Annotated in this window: 20 protein-coding genes; 6 read left to right on the top strand and 14 right to left on the bottom strand. The window is 68.9% G+C overall.

Annotated elements, in window-relative coordinates; translation table 11 throughout:
* Window positions 1–33: 33 nt before the first annotated feature.
* The 8 genes from fabF to V7787_RS48380 form a co-directional block, all read right to left on the bottom strand.
* The gene (gene fabF, locus V7787_RS48345) at window positions 34–1,287 is read right to left on the bottom strand and encodes a beta-ketoacyl-ACP synthase II (protein WP_336094781.1); all 1,254 of its coding nucleotides are present in this window, start codon (window positions 1,285–1,287) and stop codon (window positions 34–36) included.
* A gap of 160 nt (window positions 1,288–1,447) precedes the next feature.
* Complete coding sequence (acpP, locus tag V7787_RS48350) at window positions 1,448–1,687, bottom strand: acyl carrier protein (protein WP_031373652.1); 240 nt, start codon at window positions 1,685–1,687, stop codon at window positions 1,448–1,450.
* 130 nt (window positions 1,688–1,817) lie between these two features.
* A complete protein-coding gene (gene fabG, locus V7787_RS48355) occupies window positions 1,818–2,564 on the bottom strand; it encodes a 3-oxoacyl-ACP reductase FabG (RefSeq protein WP_336094782.1) in 747 nt (248 codons plus the stop codon).
* Between the two features lie 188 nt (window positions 2,565–2,752).
* Window positions 2,753–3,694 (bottom strand): ACP S-malonyltransferase, encoded by a 942-nt coding sequence (fabD, locus tag V7787_RS48360; protein ID WP_336094783.1) that lies wholly within the window; start codon window positions 3,692–3,694, stop codon window positions 2,753–2,755.
* Window positions 3,695–3,984: 290 nt separating this feature from the next.
* A complete protein-coding gene (locus V7787_RS48365; protein ID WP_336094784.1) occupies window positions 3,985–4,788 on the bottom strand; it encodes a hypothetical protein in 804 nt (267 codons plus the stop codon).
* A 102-nt stretch (window positions 4,789–4,890) separates the two neighbouring features.
* Entirely contained in the window at window positions 4,891–5,871 is a 981-nt protein-coding gene (locus V7787_RS48370) for a beta-ketoacyl-ACP synthase III (RefSeq protein WP_336094785.1), read from the bottom strand.
* 284 nt (window positions 5,872–6,155) lie between these two features.
* Window positions 6,156–6,350, bottom strand: coding sequence for a 50S ribosomal protein L32 (rpmF, locus tag V7787_RS48375; RefSeq protein ID WP_336094786.1), 195 nt, complete (start codon window positions 6,348–6,350; stop codon window positions 6,156–6,158).
* 114 nt (window positions 6,351–6,464) lie between these two features.
* Entirely contained in the window at window positions 6,465–6,962 is a 498-nt protein-coding gene (locus V7787_RS48380) for a YceD family protein (protein WP_336094787.1), read from the bottom strand.
* A gap of 154 nt (window positions 6,963–7,116) precedes the next feature.
* Between V7787_RS48380 and V7787_RS48385 the strand changes: the two genes are divergently transcribed.
* Together V7787_RS48385 and V7787_RS48390 are read left to right on the top strand one after the other, a co-directional pair.
* Complete coding sequence (locus V7787_RS48385; RefSeq protein WP_336094788.1) at window positions 7,117–7,476, top strand: hypothetical protein; 360 nt, start codon at window positions 7,117–7,119, stop codon at window positions 7,474–7,476.
* 97 nt (window positions 7,477–7,573) lie between these two features.
* A complete protein-coding gene (locus V7787_RS48390; RefSeq protein WP_336094789.1) occupies window positions 7,574–8,152 on the top strand; it encodes a Maf family protein in 579 nt (192 codons plus the stop codon).
* Between the two features lie 297 nt (window positions 8,153–8,449).
* Here the strand turns inward: V7787_RS48390 and V7787_RS48395 are convergent, their stop codons facing one another.
* On the bottom strand, window positions 8,450–10,318 hold the full coding sequence (locus tag V7787_RS48395) for an ArnT family glycosyltransferase (protein WP_336094790.1): 1,869 nt from the start codon (window positions 10,316–10,318) through the stop codon (window positions 8,450–8,452).
* A gap of 337 nt (window positions 10,319–10,655) precedes the next feature.
* On the opposite strand from V7787_RS48395, the gene V7787_RS48400 reads away from it, so the two are divergent.
* The 4 genes from V7787_RS48400 to V7787_RS48415 are packed head-to-tail and all read left to right on the top strand — an operon-like array spanning window position 10,656 to window position 15,070.
* Complete coding sequence (locus V7787_RS48400) at window positions 10,656–11,561, top strand: AAA family ATPase (RefSeq protein WP_442965373.1); 906 nt, start codon at window positions 10,656–10,658, stop codon at window positions 11,559–11,561.
* 8 nt (window positions 11,562–11,569) lie between these two features.
* The gene (locus V7787_RS48405; protein ID WP_336094792.1) at window positions 11,570–12,589 is read left to right on the top strand and encodes a DUF58 domain-containing protein; all 1,020 of its coding nucleotides are present in this window, start codon (window positions 11,570–11,572) and stop codon (window positions 12,587–12,589) included.
* A complete protein-coding gene (locus V7787_RS48410; protein ID WP_336094793.1) occupies window positions 12,582–14,588 on the top strand; it encodes a transglutaminase TgpA family protein in 2,007 nt (668 codons plus the stop codon). Before V7787_RS48405 ends, V7787_RS48410 begins: the two co-directional genes overlap by 8 nt.
* A complete protein-coding gene (locus V7787_RS48415; RefSeq protein ID WP_336094794.1) occupies window positions 14,585–15,070 on the top strand; it encodes a Slp family lipoprotein in 486 nt (161 codons plus the stop codon). Before V7787_RS48410 ends, V7787_RS48415 begins: the two co-directional genes overlap by 4 nt.
* Window positions 15,071–15,318: 248 nt before the next feature.
* Here the strand turns inward: V7787_RS48415 and V7787_RS48420 are convergent, their stop codons facing one another.
* The 5 genes from V7787_RS48420 to V7787_RS48440 form a co-directional block, all read right to left on the bottom strand.
* Window positions 15,319–15,672: a histidine triad nucleotide-binding protein gene (locus V7787_RS48420; RefSeq protein ID WP_336094795.1), complete on the bottom strand. Its 354-nt coding sequence runs from the start codon at window positions 15,670–15,672 to the stop codon at window positions 15,319–15,321.
* 154 nt (window positions 15,673–15,826) lie between these two features.
* Complete coding sequence (recR, locus tag V7787_RS48425) at window positions 15,827–16,420, bottom strand: recombination mediator RecR (protein ID WP_336094796.1); 594 nt, start codon at window positions 16,418–16,420, stop codon at window positions 15,827–15,829.
* Between the two features lie 34 nt (window positions 16,421–16,454).
* Complete coding sequence (locus V7787_RS48430; protein WP_336094797.1) at window positions 16,455–16,688, bottom strand: hypothetical protein; 234 nt, start codon at window positions 16,686–16,688, stop codon at window positions 16,455–16,457.
* A 28-nt stretch (window positions 16,689–16,716) separates the two neighbouring features.
* Complete coding sequence (locus V7787_RS48435) at window positions 16,717–17,037, bottom strand: YbaB/EbfC family nucleoid-associated protein (RefSeq protein ID WP_336094798.1); 321 nt, start codon at window positions 17,035–17,037, stop codon at window positions 16,717–16,719.
* A 141-nt stretch (window positions 17,038–17,178) separates the two neighbouring features.
* Window positions 17,179–18,169: DNA polymerase III subunit gamma/tau C-terminal domain-containing protein (locus tag V7787_RS48440; RefSeq protein WP_442965372.1), on the bottom strand; the 991-nt coding region annotated here is incomplete at its 5' end.

Genomic DNA, 18,169 nt, shown 5'->3' on the forward strand with positions numbered 1-18,169 from the left:
GTCCGCGCGGGCCTTTGGCGTACGCAGGCGCGATCAGACGCGCTTGAACACCAGCGTGCCGTTGGTGCCGCCGAAGCCGAAGCCGTTGGAGACGGCGACGTCGATCTTGGCCTCGCGCGCGGTGTTGGGCACGTAGTCCAGATCGCAGCCCTCGCCCGGCTCTTCCAGGTTGATGGTCGGCGGGATGATGCCGTGATGCAGCGCCAGCACCGAGAAGATCGCCTCGGCGCCGCCGGCCGCGCCGAGCAGGTGCCCGGTCATCGACTTGGTCGAGCTGACCATGGTCTTGTAGGCATGGTCGCCCAGCGCGCGCTTGATCGCCAAGGTCTCGGCCAGATCGCCCAGCGGCGTGGAGGTGCCGTGCGCGTTGAGGTACTGGACCTGATCGGCGTTGATGCCGGCATCGGCGAACGCCGCGGCCATGCAGCGCGCCGGACCTTCGCCGTTTTCGCTCGGCGCGGTCATGTGGAACGCGTCGGAGCTGGCGCCGAAGCCGGCCAGCTCGCAATAGATCCGCGCGCCGCGCGCCTTGGCGCGTTCGTACTCTTCCAGGATCAGGATGCCGGCGCCGTCGCCGAGCACGAAGCCGTCGCGGCCCTTGTCCCACGGACGCGAGGCGGTGGTCGGATCGTCGTTGCGGGTCGACATCGCCTTCATCGAGCAGAAACCGCCGACCGAGGTCGGCGAGGAGCCGCGCTCGGCGCCGCCGGCGACCATGACGTCGGCATCGCCGTACTGGATCATGCGCATCGCCACGCCGATGGAGTGGTTGGAGGTGGCGCAGGCCGAGACCGCGGAGAAGTTCGGGCCCTTGGCGCCGGTGATCAGCGAAATCTGCCCCGGCAGCATGTTGATGATGGTGCTGGGCACATAGAACGGCGAGATCTTGCGCGGGCCGCCCTCGTGGAACTTGATGGTCTGCTCTTCGATGCCGAGCAGGCCGCCGATGCCCGAGCCGACCAGCGCGCCGATGCGCTCGGCGTTGGAATCGTCGACCGTGATGCCGGCGTCCTGCAGCGCCATCAACGTGGCGGCGACGCCGTAATGGATGAATTCGTCCATCTTCTTGGCGTCCTTCGAATTCACCCCATAGCGGGTGATGTCGAAGTCGCGCACTTCGCCGGCGATGCGGGTGGTGAACGCGGCGGGATCGAAATGGGTGATCGGGCCGATGCCCGAACGGCCGTTGACGATGCCGTCCCAACTGCTGACGACGTCGTTGCCCAGCGGAGAGATCAGACCGAGGCCGGTAACGACCACACGGCGGTTGAAGGAACGGTTGGACATGCGGCCTTACCTCTGTTGTATCCGTCTGCGTACGCTACGCCGGCGTACTGACCGGCCTTAAAAGCACGGGGCCGCAATGCGGCCCCGAGTTGTCACTTGTATGCGGTAACCGCACGAACGCCACGCGCGTTTGAATCACGCGCGGCATCCGTCAGGCGCCTTACGACTTGACGTGCGCCTTGACGTAGTCGATCGCCTGCTGCACCGAGGTGATCTTCTCGGCTTCTTCGTCCGGGATTTCGCACTCGAATTCTTCTTCGAGGGCCATCACCAGCTCGACCGTGTCGAGCGAATCCGCGCCGAGGTCGTCGACGAACGAAGCGTTGTTGGTGACTTCCTCTTCCTTGACGCCCAGTTGTTCGACCACGATCTTCTTGACGCGTTCTTCGATGCTGCTCATGGATGCTGCTCCTCCCGTGAGGGGTTTTTCGATGGAATAGTCTAATGGAATCGAGGGGTTTCGCGAGGCCGGCCCCCGGCCTTTACAAAACCCCTTTGGGTTCAATCGCTTACTAGCCTACGCCAAGGCTTTAGGGCATGTACATGCCGCCGTTGACGTGCAGCGTTTCGCCGGTGATGTAGGCCGCCCCGGGGCTGGCCAGGAACGCCACCGCGCGAGCGATGTCGGCCGGTTCGCCGAAGCGACCCAGCGCGATCTGTTCGAACATGGCCTTCTTCGCGTCCTCGGGCAGGTCGCGGGTCATGTCGGTGTCGATGAAGCCGGGCGCGACCACGTTCACGGTGACGCCGCGGCTGCCGATCTCGCGCGCCAGCGATTTGCTGAAGGCGATCACGCCGGCCTTGGCCGCGGCGTAGTTGGCCTGGCCAGGGTTGCCGGTCACGCCGACCACCGAGGCGATATTGACGATGCGGCCCTTGCGCGCCTTCATCATCGAACGCATCACCGCCTTGCTGGTGCGGTACACGCTGCTCAGGTTGGTGTCGAGAATGGCTTGCCAGTCCTCGTCCTTCATCCGCATCAGCAGGTTGTCGCGGGTGATGCCGGCGTTGTTGACCAGGATCGAGATCGCGCCGATGTCCTTGGTCACGCCGTCGATAAGCGCCTCGATCGAGGCCGCGTCGGCAACGTCGACCACCCGGCCGTGGCCGCCGTGCGCGGCCAGGCGCGCGGCGATGGCCTGGGCGCCGGACTCGCTGGTGGCGGTGCCGATCACGGTCGCGCCCTGCGCGGCCAGCTCGTCGGCGATGGCCGCGCCGATGCCGCGGCTGGCGCCGGTGACCAGCGCGATTTCGCCCGAAAGCGGGGTGCTGCTCATGCTTGTTTCACTCCGTATGGCTGGCTCGTGGCGACCTCGCCGGCCGGCGACGGCGGACGCGTTCTGCGCCCTGCCCGTCCCGCCCCCGCGCACGCCACGATTCGGCGCGGATCAGCCTACAGGCTGGGGCCGATGTTGAGTAGCGCAAGGGATCGCGGGCGATGCGAGGTCCGGATCTGTGGGGGCGATCAGCGCCAATCCGCCAAGGCGGTCTCGAACTCCGCCGGCGTGCCGATCGCGCGGCCGTCGATGGCCTTGTCGATGCGCTTGACCAGGCCGGCAAGCACCTTGCCGGGACCGCATTCGGCGATGCGCTGGGTGCCGCGCGCGGCCAGGGCCTGCACGCAACCGGTCCAACGCACCGGCAGATAGAGTTGCCGCACCAGCGCGTCGCGGATCGCGGCGACGTCGTCGTGGCTTTCGGCGTCGACGTTCTGGATCACCGGCAGGGTCGGCGCGCGCCAGTCCAGGCCGGCCATCGCTTCGGCCAGGCGGTTGGCGGCTTCGCGCATCAGCGGGGTGTGCGAGGGCACGCTCACCGCCAGCTTGACCGCCTTGCGCACGCCGGCTTCGGCCAGCCGGGTGAGGGCCTTGTCGACCGCGCCGGCATGGCCGCCGATCACGATCTGCCCCGGCGAGTTGTAATTGGCCGGCACCACCACCTCGGCGCCCGACACGGCCTGGCAGATTTCCTCGACCAGCGCGTCCTCGGCGCCGAGCACCGCGGCCATCGCGCCGACTCCGGCCGGCGCGGCGTCCTGCATCAACTGCCCGCGCAGGCGCACCAGGTGCGCGCCGTCGCGCAGGGTCAGCGCGCCGGCCGCGACCAGCGCGGTGTATTCGCCCAGGCTGTGGCCGGCCAATTGCGCCGGCTGCGCGCCGCCCTGGGCCTGCCACAGACGCCACACCGCCACGCCGGCCGCCAACAACGCCGGCTGGGTGTATTCGGTGCGGTTGAGCATTTCTTCCGGACCGCCCTGGCTCAGCGCCCACAGGTCCGCGCCGGCGCCGTCGCTGGCTTCGCTGAAGGTCTCGCGGATCTGTGGGTGCAGTTCCGACAACTCGGCGAGCATGCCCAGCGATTGCGAGCCTTGGCCCGGAAAGACGAAAGAAAGTCGCTGATCGCTCACGCGTGCTGCCGAATCGATATGGAGCGCGAATGATACGGGCGAAAAGTGGCCAGCGTCTGTACTCGGCGGTACGGCGTCACGCCGCGTCGCAAAGTGACGCGAGCGGCTGTGCGCGATCGGTGGTTTCGAGCGCGCCGGCACGTCCAGGCGTTGCCCGGCCCGCTGCCTGTAGGAGCTGCGCGAGCTGCGACCGCGACATCGCGCCTGCGACGCAAGCGAGGTTTCGCGGTCGCAGCTTGCGCAGCTCCTACAGGGGGCAATGCGGCATCGCGGCGACCTTGCAGCCAGGCTCAGTCGATCAACTCGGCCATTTGCTTGACCGAATCGAGCTCGCGATCAGGCGCGAAATCCACGCCCAAGCCGATCAACACCGCCACCAGCGCCCACACCCACGCCGCGCGCCGCAGCGCCTGCACCGCGCCGCCCAAACCGCGCGCGCGGCGGCCGAACCAACCGGCGACCGATTCGACGAAACCGAGCCGATCAGCGGCGTCGCCCAGGCCGCGACGCACTTCCTCGGCCTCGCCGCGCAGCGACTCGGCGATGATCGCGCTGAGTTCGCGATCGGGATCGCGGAAATAACGCGAAGTGCCGGCGGCGAAGATCAGCCAATCGCGGATCTGCGCCTGCTGCACGCTCATGACTTCGCCGGGATCTTCTTCGAAATCGATGAAACCGATCCGGCCGTGTTCGTCGATGGTCAGATTTCGCGCCAGCGGTTGACCGATGTAACCGCCGCGCGCGTGCGCATCGGCCAGCGTGCGCGCGGCGCGATGGACCAATGCATAGGCCTGATCGGGACTGGAACGGCGCAGCCGCGCCGACAAGGTTTCGCCGATATCGCTGAGCAACAGGTAGGTGTCGCCTTCGCCGAGAATGCTCGGCACGCGCACCTCGCACGCGGCCAGTTCGAGCAGGCGGCGCTGCTCGGTTTCGCGCGCGCCCGCGCCGACCCGATGCGGCGGCGGCCGCAACGCGGGCACGCCGAGCCGGCGCGCAGTCAGTTCCAGCGCGCGCAAACGAAGACGGCGGCTGCCGCCGCCGTAGGATTTAAGCCAGGCCGTGCGGCCTTGCATCGACAATCGGGTGACCATGACGCGAGTCCTGTGCGTGACGGTCGCCGCGTGCCAGCACGCGCGTGGGCGTCCTGGCCAGGGGCTTGCTCCGTCGCAGGAGCGGGCGCCCCTGTTGCCGCATTAGTAACGCAGCAGCGCCGAACCCCAGGTGAAACCGCCGCCAAAGGCCTCAAGCAGCAAAAGCTGGCCGCGCTGGACCTTGCCCGAACGCACCGCTTCGTCCAGCGCCAGCGGCACCGAACCGGAAGAGGTGTTGCCGTGACGGTCGACGGTGACGATCACCCGCTCCATCGGCATGTCCAGGCGCTTGGCCGTGGCTTCGATGATGCGCAGGTTGGCTTGATGCGGGATCAGCCAATCGATCTCGTGGCGATCCAGGCCGTTGGCTTCCAGGGTCTCTTCGACCACCGAATCCAGCGCCTTGACCGCGTGCTTGAACACTTCGTTGCCGGTCATCAGCACTTTGACGCCGGCGTTGTGTTCTTCCGGCTTGAAACCGACCGACACGCCGACCGGGTTCCACAGCAGTTCCTTCTTGCCGCCGTCGGCGTGCAGATGGGTGCTGAGGATGCCGGTTTCGCTGTCGGCCTTGAGCACCACCGCGCCGGCGCCGTCGCCGAACAGCACGCAGGTGGCGCGGTCGCTCCAGTCCAGCATCCGGGTCAGGGTTTCCGAGCCGACCACCAGCACGGTCTTGGCCGCGCCGGAACGGACGAACTTGTCGGCCACGGTCAGGGCGTAGACGAAGCCCGAGCAGGCGGCGTTGACGTCGAAGGCCGGGCAGCCGTTGGCGCCCAGGCGGTGCTGCAGCAGGCAGGCGCTGGACGGGAAAATCAGGTCCGGGGTGGTGGTGCCGAACACGATCAGATCGATCTCGGCCGGATCCACGCCGGCGGCTTCGAGCGCGCGCAGCGAAGCGTGGTAGGCCAGATCGACCGTGGTCTCGCCTTCCGCGGCGACGTGGCGCTCGCGAATGCCGGTACGGCTGACGATCCACTCGTCGCTGGTCTCGACGAATTCGGCGAGGTCGGCGTTGGTCAACACCTTTTCCGGCAGATAGCTGCCGGTGCCCGCGATACGGGCGTAAATCCGATCTGTCATCACCACTCCGCGGAGTTGCCGTGTGGCGACTGTCGCGGCGGGAATCGGCCGAGCCGACGCCGCTGCGATGAGCCACCGGAAAACAGGACCGCCAGCAAACGCTGGCGGTAGTACGAAGCCGCGGCGGCCGCAGGTCTGTTGTCATGCGGACGCGTCTGCCTGCTCGATCGTCAGCAGGGACGGTCCGATCGGTGCCGGCGCGATGTTCTCGGACATCGTTGCCGGCCCAGATCGGCGGCGACGCGCGCTACTCCCAGCGCGCGGCGCGGCGTGTCGGAAGAGGCTTACTCTTCGTCGGCAACGCTGGACTTGGTGTCGATGACCTTCTTGCCACGGTAGTAACCGTCGGCGGTCACGTGGTGGCGGATGTGGGTCTCGCCGGTGGTCGGGTCGGTGGCCAGCTGCTTGCTGGTCAGCGCGTCGTGGGCGCGGCGCTGGCCGCGGCGGGACGGGGAAACGCGGGACTTCTGGACAGCCATGGTCTTGCTCCGGAAAAGCGGTGGAAACCTGAGGTGGATAGCGTAAGCCCGATTAGCAGGAGCTTGCTGACTCGCCTGCAGGTCGGAGTGGAACGATTTGAAACGAAACTTGCGTCAGTTGTTTTTTTTCAGCGAGGCCAACGCCGCGAACGGGTTGACGCTGTCCTGCTCGGCCTGCGGCGCCGGCCAGTCGGCCTGGACGGCTTCGCTGCCCGGCGACATCGGCACCACCGGCACGGCCAGGATCAGCTCGTCCTCGACCAGCTCCGAAGCCCGCAGCATGCCGTCTTCGGGCATCAGCAGCGGCTCGTAGCCCGGCGGCAGCGCGGCTTCGTCGGCCTCCTCGCGGATCAGCCCCAGTCGCTGGAGAATCTGAACCGGGAACAGGAACCGCTCCAGCGTGCGCTGGCACAGCAACGGCAATTCGGTGTCGATCTTCAGCTCGACGTAGGGCACCTGCAGTTCATCGCTGTCGAAATCCAGCGAATACTCAACGAAGCCCTGCGTATCGAGCAGTACGCCTTGCAACCGGGTCAGCGCCGACAACGGCAGACGGCCTTCCACGCCGCGCCGTGAAGCCACCAGGCGCCAGGCATCCAGAAGATCGGGCACCCGCCCAGGTGGCACATCGGCTGACATAAGCCGCGGAATGTTAGAGACCGACCGGGGCGCTGTCAAACCGTAAGCCCCCGACCGGGCAGGGATTTGCCGCCGGCCGGGGCGGACGTGCAGACTTCCGGCCATTGTCCCCGCGTCGAGTCCCGGCTTGATCAACCTCCTGTTCATGATTCTGGCGGTGCTGGCGGCCGCGGCGGTGGGCCTGGCCCTGTACCGCCCGCTGCGGCGTCAACGCGCGGTGCGCGAGGTCCTGGACGCCGCCGATGCGCTGGAAGCGCGGCTGCGCGCGGCCCGGGCCGAGATCGAAGCGGTCGCCGGCGACGAGGGCCGCGACCCGGTCGGCGAGGCGATGCGCGAGATGCTGCGCCAGCGCCTGTGGCTGCGCGACCACGGCCGCCAGGCCAGCCTGTCGCAATTGGCCGAGGTGCGCGCCTCGATCGACGATGCGCGCGGCCGGATCGAGCAGCAGCTGAACAAGATCGAGCAGGCGCGCGCGCCGCTGGCCTGAACCGGGCCGGCCGCGAGCCGGCGCTCCGCCGCCCCAACCTGAACCGCCGGCCGCCCGCACCGACCGGCTGCGCCCTTCCCCGCCTTCGAGCCCCGCCATGTCCGCCCCGCTTCTGCTCGCCTCCACTTCGGTCTATCGGCGCGAACTACTGACCCGGCTCGGCCTGCCCTTCGATACCGCGCGCCCGGACACCGACGAAACCCCGCAGCCCGGCGAGGTGCCGCTGGCCCTGGCCGCCCGTCTGGCCGTGGCCAAGGCCGAGGCGGTGGCCGCGCTGCATCCGCAGGCCTGGGTGATCGGTTCGGACCAGGTCGCCGAATTCGACGGCCGGCCGATCGGCAAGCCCGGCGGCCGCGACGGCGCGCTGGCGCAACTGGCGGCGATGTCGGGGCGCGAAGTGCGGTTCCTGACCGGCTTGTGCGTCACCCGCCACGGCCGGCCGCCACTGACTGCGCTGGACACCACTGTGGTTCGGTTTCGCGCGTTGAGCGCGGCGGAAATCGCGCGTTACGTCGATGCCGAGCAGCCTTACGACTGCGCCGGCAGTTTCAAGTCCGAAGGCTTAGGGATCGCGTTGTTCGAGGCGATCGAATCGCGCGATCCGACTGCGTTGATCGGGTTGCCGTTGATTGCGACGGCTCGGCTGTTGCGTGAAGCGGGTTATGCGCTGCCGTGAGTGCCGGCGCGATAGCGATTGACAGTCGCCGGCAAGCAGCCTGACTCCGGGGCGGAGAAGAGCAAAATCAAAATGGATTCCGGCTTTCGCCGGAATGACGGCCGGATGGATTCCGGCTTTCGCCGGGATGACGGTCGGATGGTTCCGGCTTTTGCCGGGATGACGGTCGGATGGTTCCGGCTTTTGCCGGAATGACGGCCGGGTGACTCCGGCTTTCGCTGGAATGACGGTCGGATGGATTCGGGCTTGCGCCGGAATGACGGTGGGTAAGTTGCGCGGTTTTGTTGGCGGGCCCTACTAGCGCCGCCGCACTTCGATCGGCTGCTCGGCCCAGTCCTCGATGCTGCCGTCGCGACCGTGCAGGCGCAGGCCCAGCCAATGGCGTCCGGGCGCTTCGGCATCGAGCGAGACCTGGGCGCGGAATCCGACCTTGGGATGTTGCGGATCGTTGGAACGCTGGCCGTCGGCGAGCTTCCAGTAATCGCGCACGCCCGGCAGCTCGGCGCCGTATTCGGCCTGCGCCACCACCCGCCCGTCGAGCATCACCTCCACCCGCTGCAAACCCACGCCGTCCTTGAACGCCCAGCCGGCGACTTCGAAGCTGCGCCCGACCTTGTGCCCCGCCGCCGGCGTATCGATCCACGCCATCGACGGCGTGGTGCAGGCGCCGGTGCGCGGCGCGCCGTCGAAGGCGAACAAGGCGAAACGCTGACGCCCGTGATCGATGTTGACGAACTGCGCCGGCGGCAACGGCCCGACCATCGCGCACAAGTCGTGATAGCGCTGCAACAGGTTCTTGTATTCGACCTCGGTCGCGCCGACCACCAACAGCACCGGCCCATCGCCCCAATCGGCGCGGCCGGCACGCTGCAAACCCCACAGCCGCAACTGCGGCGCGCGGCCGTGTTTGTGGTTGATCGGATGGTCCAGCACCGCGATGCGCGGATCGTCGAGGGCGAAACCGAGTTCGGCGCCGACCTTGAAGTTGTCGGCGACGATGCGCGTGCCCGCCGGCATCGCCTGCTGGCGCGCGCGCACCGCGCGGGTCAGCTCATCCCAGCCGGCGAAGTTGGACGGATACCATTTCTCGCCGGCGCTGCGCGCGCGCAGGTCCGGAATCGATACGGCGACGTAGTAACCCAACATCGCCAACACCGCCACGCCGGCCAAGCCCGCGGTCAAACCGCGCAACCATTCCGGCCAACGCGACAACACCATCGGCAACAACGGCAGCAACGCCAGCAGGCCCGGCAGCGGCCAGTGGAAACTGACCCGCTCGGTGTCGGCGAAGAAGCCGAGTACGAAGAAACCCAGCACCACCAGGCCGCCGAGCAAGGCGAAGTAACGCGTCACCGCCGATTCATCGCGCGCGCCGCGCCAGCCGGCCAGCATCAACGCGGCGAACAACAGCGGCGTCGCCAGCAAGGCCTGGATCGCGACGAACCACAACCCGTCCAGATGGAACGACCACGGGTGGCGGTCGACCAACTGAAAACGCAGCCCCGCGTCGGCGTTGTCCAGGTTCCACGCCACCAACGGCGCCCAGGCCGAGGCGCCGATCGCCAGCGCAGTCAGCACCCGCGCATCGCGCAGCGCGCGCCGCCCCTGCGGCAGCAGCATCAACACCACGAAGCCCACGCCGATCACCGCGATGAAGCGGTAGTGGCTCAACGCGCCCAGCGCCAAACCCGCGGCGAGTTCGACCGCGCTGCCCGCATCGACCTGGCGCAGCAGGCGCGCGCCGGCGTCCATGCACAACAAGGTGGCCAGCGCCATCATCGGATCGGGCAAGGCCAGCACGCCTAGCGTGCCGGACAACGGCAGCAGCAAGCCGTAGCAGCCGGCGATCCAGCCGTTGCGCTCGCCGTATTCGCGCGCGGTGATGCGCGCCAGCAGCCACGGCACCAGGGCGGCGATCAACAAAAACGGTGCGCGCAAGGCCAGCGTATTGGTTCCGCCCAACTCCACCGCCAGCCGCGCCAGCCACGCGGTCAGTCCGGGCAAGTCCGAGTACGCGGCGGCCGGGTGACGGCCTTCCTGCCAATAGAACGCTTCATCGACGAACAACGGCAACTTGGCGGCGACGGCGAGCTTGAGCAGCAGCACCAGCGTCCACAGCGCCCAGAACAGATTGCGCATCGCGCTGGCTTCTTGCTTGTCCCGCATCGGCACCCGACCTCGCTACACTCTGGATGGATTTCGACCCGCCGCGGCGGCATCGGTTCGCGCGGTTCCGCGCCACCGCCTGCGCCGCCACGGGGCGATACGCGCACGGGGACGCAGCCACGGCCGCGGTTTGTTGACGCGCATCCCAGAAGCCGGGTGTGGTACCGGTTTCGGGCTGCCTCGGCGGCGGACCGCACGCGATCATGCGGCGATCCGCGCTGCCACTTCCGCGGCCGCAGGGCCGACCTTACAGACTCAGGATCCACGCACGATGACGGCAGGCCCGATGAGCGCAGGCAAGACCCCCGCAAGCAACGCCAGCATCCTAACCGATGGCCTGCGCACGGCCCTGGAACAAGCGCAGGCGCAGGTCAACAATCTGGTCTTGGGCAAAGCGCAGGCGGTGCGGCTGGCCTTCGTCGCGCTGCTCTCCGACGGCCACCTGCTGATCGAGGATCTGCCCGGACTGGGCAAGACCACCCTGGCGCACGCGCTGGCCGCCACCTTGGGCCTGGAGTTCCAGCGCGTGCAGTTCACCTCCGACCTGCTGCCGGCCGATGTGGTCGGGGTGTCGGTGTTCGATCCGACCTCGCGCCAGTTCCAGTTCCACCCCGGCCCGGTGTTCACCCAGGTGCTGCTGGCCGACGAAATCAACCGCGCGCCGCCGCGCACCCAGAGCGCGCTGCTGGAAGCGATGGCCGAGCACCAAGTCACCGTCGACGGCCGCACCCATCCGCTGCCCGATCCGTTCTTCGTCATCGCCACCCAGAATCCGGTCGATCTGTCGGGCACGTATCCGCTGCCGGACTCGCAACTCGACCGGTTCTTGCTGCGCCTGCAATTGGGCTATCCCGACGAAGCCGCCGAACGCGATCTGCTGGCCGGCGCCGACCGCCGCGATCTGATCGCCCAGACCAAGCCGCTGCTGAGCAGCGAGGACGTGCTGGCGATTCGCCGCGCGGTCGATGCGGTCTATGCCGGCGAAGCCTTGATCGCTTACGTGCAGGCGCTGCTGGCGCGCAGCCGCAAACATCCGGGCGTGCGCGTGGGCCTGTCGCCGCGCGCCGGCCTAGCGCTGTTGCGCGCCGCGCGCGCCTACGCGCTGCTGCTCGGCCGCGCGCATGTGGTGCCCGAAGACGTGCAGGCGCTGTTCGCCGCGGTCGCCTCGCACCGCCTGGTCGCCGAAGCCGATGCGGTGGCCGACATCGCCAAATCCATCTTGTACGCGGTGGCGGTGGATTGAGCGCGGCGATGGCGGCCCGGCAAGACAGCGATTCCGAGCACGCGTCGGCGTTGTCGCGGCTGCGTGGACGCTATGTGCGGGCGATGCGCGCGCGCATGCTCGCGCTGACCCGGCCGCGCCGGCCCGAGCCGTTGCCGGCGCGGTTCGACCGCCGCCGCATCTACGTGCTGCCGACCGCGTTCGGCGCGTTCTACGGCGGACTGCTCGCGGCGATGCTGCTGGGCGCACTGAACTACAACAACAACCCCGCCTTCCTGCTGGCCTTGCTGTTGGCCGGCGCCGGTCTGGCCAGCCTGATCGCGGCGCAATTGCAATTGACCGGACTGAGCATCGTCGCCGTCGACGCCGAACCGGTCCCCGCGGGCACGCCGCTGCGGGTGCGCGTGCATGCGCGCGCCGCGCCCGACCGGATCCGCCGCGGCCTGCGCGTGGACGATGCCGGCGCGCTCGGCGCCGAGCCGGCGCGGCTGGATCTGGAGCAAGGCGCGGGCGAAGCCGAATTGCGCATCGCCACCCATCAACGCGGCTGGCTGGATCTGCCCAAGCTGCGCATCTCCACCACCCGCCCGCTGGGCCTGGCGCGGGCGTGGTCGCATCTGTGGCCGGAAGCGCCGCTGCTGGTGTATCCCGCGCCGGAAGCGCAGGGCCCGCCGCTGCCGGTCGGCGGCGGCGATCAGGCCGTCACCCGCCTGCATCCCAGCGGCGACGACGTCCATCACCTGCGCGCCTATCGCCACGGCGACCCGCGCCGGGCGATCGCCTGGAAGCATTCGGCGCGGCGCGACATGCTGCTGGTGCGCGAGTACGAACAACCGCTGGGCGCCGACGTCGAGCTGGAATGGCATCGGCTCACCGGCCTCAAACAAGAGGCGCGGATCTCGCGGCTGGCGCGCTGGATCGACGAAGCCGAACGCGACGGCTGCCGTTATCGCTTGAGCCTGCCGAACCAGCCCGCGCTCGGCCCGGGCAACGGCGCCGCGCACCGTCACGCCTGCCTGCGCGCGTTGGCGCTGATGCCGCATGGCTGAGCCGAAGGTGCCAGTGCCGCTGGAACCGGCCGCGCGGCGCTGGGCGTTGTTGGCCGGCGCCAGTTGCCTGCTGCCGCTGCTGCTGCAGTTGCCGCCGCAGATCGCGCTGGCGATCGCCGCCGCCGGCCTCGGCGTGGGCGTGCTGTCCTGGCGCAAGCCGTTGCCGGCGCTGCTGCGCTTGCTGATGGTGATCGCGCTGGTCGGCGCGGTGCTGGCCATGACCCGCTTCGCGATCGGCCGCGACACCGGCTGCGCCCTGCTCGCGGCGATGTTCGCGCTCAAGCCGTCGGAGACCTACACCCTGCGCGATGCGCGCAGCCTGATCGGCTTCGCCCTGTTCGGCCCGTTCGCCACCTTCCTGCTCGATCAAGGCCCGTTGTCGCTGACCCTGGGCCTGGCCGCGGCGGTGTTCGCGCTGGCGAGTTTGCAGCGTCTGGCCGAATTGGAATCGCGGATCGAACCCGGCCGCGCGGCCGAACCGCCGTTGTCGCACGGCCAGCGCTTGCTGGCGATCGGCCGCTTGATCGGCATCGGCCTGCCGCTGGCGTTGGCGGTGTTCTGGCTGTTTCCGCGGCTGGGCTCGCCGCTGTGGGGCGTGCCCGAACGCGCGCTGGCCCGGCCCGGGCTGTCGGACCGGATGGAACCGGGCTCGATGGTCGATCTGATGAACGACGAGACGGTGACCCTGCGCGCGCACTTCAACGGCGCCGCGCCGCCGACCTCGCAGATGTACTGGCGCGGGCCGGTGCTGTGGAACTTCGATGGGCGCGTGTGGACCCAGCCGCGCTGGTTCCGCACCATCCCCGCCGCGCCGTTCAAGCCGGCGGCGACGCTGTGGGACTACGAACTGGAAGTCGAACCCACCGACGACCGCCAGTTCGTCGCCCTGGATCTGCCGCTGCAAGCGCCGTCCAACGCGCAGCTGTCGCTGGACTACGGCATCTACGCCCAGCGCCCGCTGAGCGCGCTCAGCCGTTGGCGGCTGCGCTCCTCGCCGCCGGCCGCGTACGAGCCGGAACTGCGTTCGGTGCTGCGCCGCGCCGCGCTGGAACTGCCGCAAGGCTACAACCCGCGCACCCTCGCCCTGGCCCGGCAGTGGCGCAGCGAACTCGGCGCCAACGACGCCGCCTTGGTCGATCGCGCCCTGGCGATGATCCGCCGCGATTTCGTCTACACCCTGGAAACGCCGCTGCTGGGCCGGCACTCGGTCGACGAATTCCTGTTCGATTACAAGGCCGGCTTCTGCGAACACTTCAGCTCCTCGTTCGTGGTGCTGATGCGCGCGGCCGGGATTCCGGCGCGGGTGGTCACCGGTTATGCCGGCGGCTACTACAACCCGGTCGGCCGTTACTGGCTGGTGCGCCGCTCCGACGCCCACGCCTGGGCCGAGGTGTGGCTGCAAGGGCGCGGCTGGGTGCGGGTCGATCCGACCGCGGCGGTCGCGCCGGAACGCATCTACGACACCCTGGCCGATCGCGCGCCCGGCGCCGGCGGTTTGTTCGGCGGCATCGGCGGTGCCACGCCGCTGTTCAACCTCAGCGATTGGCTGCGCCGCGGCTGGAACGACTTCGTGCTCGGCTTCGACGCCAGCCGGCAAGAGCGCTTGTTGCAGCCGTTCGGCATCGACCGCCTCGACGGCGGCAAGCTGGTGGCGCTGTTCGTGATCTTCGCCAGCGCCGCCGGCGCCTGGATGATCTGGCTCAGCAGCCGCGGCGAGCGCCAGCGCGACCCGGTGCTGCGGGCCTGGCAGGCGCTGGGCCGGCGCTACCGCAAGCTGGGCCTTGAGCGCGAGCCGCACGAGCCGGCGCTGGCCTGGGCTGAACGCGTCGGAAAGGCGCGGCCCGATTTGGGCATAAGCCTGCTCCGGCTCAGCCAACATTTCAGCGATTGGCGTTACGCTGAGAGCCAACCCGGGCGGCGCGAGGCCCGAGAACTGCGCAACGAACTGGTCAGGGCGCTACGCGCGCACCGTCCCGGCCGCACTGGAGAACGTCGATGAAGCTCCGTCTTGTCTTGCTAGCCGCCGGCGCCGCGTTGCTCAGCGCCTGCGCCACGGCGCCCCAACCGCTGCAGGGGGCGTTCTCGGCCCTCACCCCGTCCGACGCGGCGGCCACCGACAGCACCGGTTCGGTGGTGCGTTGGGGCGGCCGTATCGTCAAGGTCGAACCCCTGGCCAACCGCACTTGCTTCGAAATGATCTCGACCCGCCTGGGCGACACCGCGCGCCCGTACTGGGCCACCGACGACACCGGCGGCCGCTTCCTGGCCTGCCGCACCGGTTTCTACGATCCGGCCTTGTTCGAGAAGAACCGCGAAGTGACCTTCACCGGCCGCATCGCCGGCTACGAGAACCGCCGCATCGGCGAATACGACTACCGCTTCCCGCGGCTGGAAGCCGAAGTGGTGTACCTGTGGCCGGTGCGGCAGCAGGTGGAGGTGATCGAACGTCCGGCGCCGTGGCCGTGGTGGGGCTGGTGGTGAGTCGCGGGCGATAAGCCATTGCGATGGGCGATGCGAACCGAAGGCGCGAAAGCGCCTTTGGTCGTTTTGGGCGATCGATAACGCAATTGCGCCGTGAACCGTCGCCCCCTTTGCAAAAGGGGGCTGGCGCTGAGGATGTACGAAGCGTGGGCGCGGGGGCTGCGCCGGGGGATTTGCTTTTGCTGGCGGGAAGAGCAAATCCCCCCCTAACCCCCCTTTTTCAAAGGGGGGGGAACAGCAGCGATGGCTCAGCGCGGAGTGCCGAAGCGGCCCAGGGTCGCGCCGGCCAGCAAGTGCAGATGCAACTGGAACACGGTCTGACCGCCGTCGCCGTTGCAGTTCATCACCACCCGATAGCCGTTCTCGGCGAAGCCTTCGCGCTGCGCATACGCCGCGGCGGCATGGGCGAGCTTGCCGACGATCGCGGCCTGTTCGGGCTTGAGCTCGTTGAGCGTGGCGATCGGGGTTTTCGGAACGAACAACACATGCACCGGCGCCTGCGGGGCGATATCGCGGAACGCGATCAGGTCGTCGTCTTCATAGACGATGTCGGCCGGCAGTTCGCGGCGGATGATCTTGCCGAAGATGGTGGTGTCGGTCATGGCGGAATCGGGCTGTGGAAGTCGGCGATTACGTTACAACCAATCGCCGCGGCGTTGGTTTCACCCAATCGCGGATTCGCGAATTCAACTCTTGCCACCTTCTCGCGTTCGCGCGAGAAGGTGCCCGCAGGGCGGATGAGGGCCGCGCGCCGCGCTAAACCTCGGTCCGACTCCCAAACGCATGCGACAACGTACCCCGATCCACATACTCCAGCTCCCCACCCAACGGCACACCATGCGCCAGCCGGCTCGGCTTGACCTGATGCTGCCGCGCCAGCTGAGCCAGGTAATGCGAAGTGGCCTCGCCTTCCACGGTGGGATTGGTGGCGATGATCAATTCCTGCACCTCGCCCTCGGCCAAGCGATCGGCCAACTTGTCCAGGCCCAACTCGCGCGGGCCGATGCCGTCGAGCGGGCTCAGCCGCCCCTGCAGGATGAAATACAGGCCGCGATAACCGGTGGCCTGCTCGATCGCCAACCGATCCGCCGGCGACTCGACCGCGCACAGCAGATGCGCGTCGCGCGAGGCGCTGGCGCAAGTGGCGCAGACCTCGGTCTCGCTGAAATCGCGGCAGCGCGCGCAATGGCCGATCTTCTCGATCGCCTCGCTGAGCGCATCGGCCAGACGCTGGCCGCCGGCGCGCTCGCGTTCGAGCACGTGGTAGGCCATGCGTTGCGCCGATTTCTGCCCCACGCCCGGCAACACCCGGAACGCGTCGATCAGTTGTTCCAGCAGCGCGCTGCTCATGCGCGCGCGCTTCCGGCGGCGGCGGGCGCGGCGTTCACTCGGAAATGGTGAAGGTGCTGCGCGCGGCCGGCTCGCGGTTCATCGCCCGCACCACGTTGAGGCAGACGATCGCGCCGAGCAGCGGCACTAGCCAGACGAAGGCCGATTGGATGCCCTTCTGCGCGCCGGTCAGGTCCGGCTCGCGCCAGATCGCCCAAGTGGTGTACAGGTCCAGGCCGAGCAGTGCGGCGGCGACCGCCGCGGCGGTGAGGCCGATGTGCAATCCCATGTCGATGCGTCCGAAGTCGTGGCGGTGATCAGAACGGCAGCTTCATGCCCGGCGGCATCGGCATGCCGGCGGTGGCGGCCGACATCTTGCTCTGCGATTCCAGGTTGATCTTGTTGACCGCGTCGTTGAACGCCGCGGCGATCAAGTCCTCGACCATTTCCTGGTCGCCGAGCACGCTGGGATCGATGCGCACCTTGCGGCACTCCATGCGGCCGGTGACGGTCACGCTGACCATGCCGCCGCCAGCGCTGCCGGTGACTTCGATCTTGGCCAGTTCTTCCTGAGCGCGCTGCACGTTTTCCTGCATCTTCTGCGCTTGTTGCATGAGTTGGGCGATGTTGCCGCGCATGGTGGTCCTGCCTTGTCGTGTGTCGTGAACGTAAGTCTGGGGATGAATCGCGCGCCGCGAGTCTGCCACGGCGCGAGGTCAGTCATGGATTGGGGCCGCCCCCGGCCTGGCGCAAGGGCGCGGCCGGGCCGCCGGTCGGGCTCAGGGTTCGTCGAAGGGGCGGATCGAGTCGGGCACGACCTTGGCGCCGTAGTCGTCGATCAGCCGGCGCACCTGCGGATCGTTCATGAACATGTCCTCGGCGTTGGCCTGGCGCTCGTCGCGCGCGCGCTGGTTGCGCGCGTGCAGCGATTCGCCGGCCTGGGCAGCTTCGAAACGGATCTGCGGGGCCGCGCCCAGCCGCGAGGCCAAGGCGTCGGCGACCATCTTGATCAGCGCGGGCGCCTTCAGATGTTCGTCGTTCGGGCCCAGCGCCAAGGTCAGCACGCCATCGGCATAAGCGACGAAGCCGGCATGTTCGGCGAGGATGCGCGAAGGGCCGCGCAAACCGCTGGCGTCGACGATGGCGTGCCAGGCCATGTCGTCGGCGATGCTCGCGCCGCCCGCATTGGTGGCGGCGCGCGCGGGCATGGTGATCGGGGCGGAAGCGGGCGCGGCGAAGATGTCCTCGCGCGGCGGCTCGCGGTGCGCCGGTTCGGCGGGTGCGGAAGGCTTTGGCGTGGCCTCGGCTTGCGCCGGGCTCGGGGTATCGGCCGCGTGCGCCGGTGCGGCGGAACGTTCGGATGCGGCGTCCGCATCGCGCTGGGGTTCGCGGCCAGGCGACGCCGATTCGCGTTCCGGCGCCGGGCGATCGCGCAGCGGTTCGCGCACGGGCGCTTCGTCGGGCCACAGCGGCGCTTCGCGGCGCGCGGCTTGCGCAGGCGAGTCGGCCGGCTCAGGACGGCTCGCATAAGAGGTCTGCGGCTCCTCCACACGGTGGGATCGAGCCTCGACCGCCGCTTGCGGCGCGGCAGCCGGCGCCGGCCGTTCCCACGGCGGCGCATCGCGCGGATCGTCGGCGAACGGATTGGCCGGCGGCGCCGAGGGCTTGGGCGCGGGCGAGGACAGCGCCGCGTCGCGCGGGTCGTCGGCGAACGGGTTCGGCGGCGGCGAAGGTTTCGACGGCGGGGCCGCGCCATCGCGCGGCTCGTCC

The organism is Pseudomonas sp. CGJS7 (assembly GCF_036961695.1).

Bases quoted from the DNA above. Each gene is read 5' to 3' on its own strand.
- fabF (WP_336094781.1), bottom strand. From the start codon at position 1,287: ATGTCCAACCGTTCCTTCAACCGCCGTGTGGTCGTTACCGGCCTCGGT.
- acpP (WP_031373652.1), bottom strand. From the start codon at position 1,687: ATGAGCAGCATCGAAGAACGCGTCAAGAAGATCGTGGTCGAACAACTG.
- fabG (WP_336094782.1), bottom strand. From the start codon at position 2,564: ATGAGCAGCACCCCGCTTTCGGGCGAAATCGCGCTGGTCACCGGCGCC.
- V7787_RS48365 (WP_336094784.1), bottom strand. From the start codon at position 4,788: ATGGTCACCCGATTGTCGATGCAAGGCCGCACGGCCTGGCTTAAATCC.
- V7787_RS48370 (WP_336094785.1), bottom strand. From the start codon at position 5,871: ATGACAGATCGGATTTACGCCCGTATCGCGGGCACCGGCAGCTATCTG.
- rpmF (WP_336094786.1), bottom strand. From the start codon at position 6,350: ATGGCTGTCCAGAAGTCCCGCGTTTCCCCGTCCCGCCGCGGCCAGCGC.
- V7787_RS48390 (WP_336094789.1), top strand. From the start codon at position 7,574: ATGTCCGCCCCGCTTCTGCTCGCCTCCACTTCGGTCTATCGGCGCGAA.
- V7787_RS48395 (WP_336094790.1), bottom strand. From the start codon at position 10,318: ATGCGGGACAAGCAAGAAGCCAGCGCGATGCGCAATCTGTTCTGGGCG.
- V7787_RS48405 (WP_336094792.1), top strand. From the start codon at position 11,570: ATGGCGGCCCGGCAAGACAGCGATTCCGAGCACGCGTCGGCGTTGTCG.
- V7787_RS48410 (WP_336094793.1), top strand. From the start codon at position 12,582: ATGGCTGAGCCGAAGGTGCCAGTGCCGCTGGAACCGGCCGCGCGGCGC.
- V7787_RS48415 (WP_336094794.1), top strand. From the start codon at position 14,585: ATGAAGCTCCGTCTTGTCTTGCTAGCCGCCGGCGCCGCGTTGCTCAGC.
- V7787_RS48420 (WP_336094795.1), bottom strand. From the start codon at position 15,672: ATGACCGACACCACCATCTTCGGCAAGATCATCCGCCGCGAACTGCCG.
- recR (WP_336094796.1), bottom strand. From the start codon at position 16,420: ATGAGCAGCGCGCTGCTGGAACAACTGATCGACGCGTTCCGGGTGTTG.
- V7787_RS48430 (WP_336094797.1), bottom strand. From the start codon at position 16,688: ATGGGATTGCACATCGGCCTCACCGCCGCGGCGGTCGCCGCCGCACTG.
- V7787_RS48435 (WP_336094798.1), bottom strand. From the start codon at position 17,037: ATGCGCGGCAACATCGCCCAACTCATGCAACAAGCGCAGAAGATGCAG.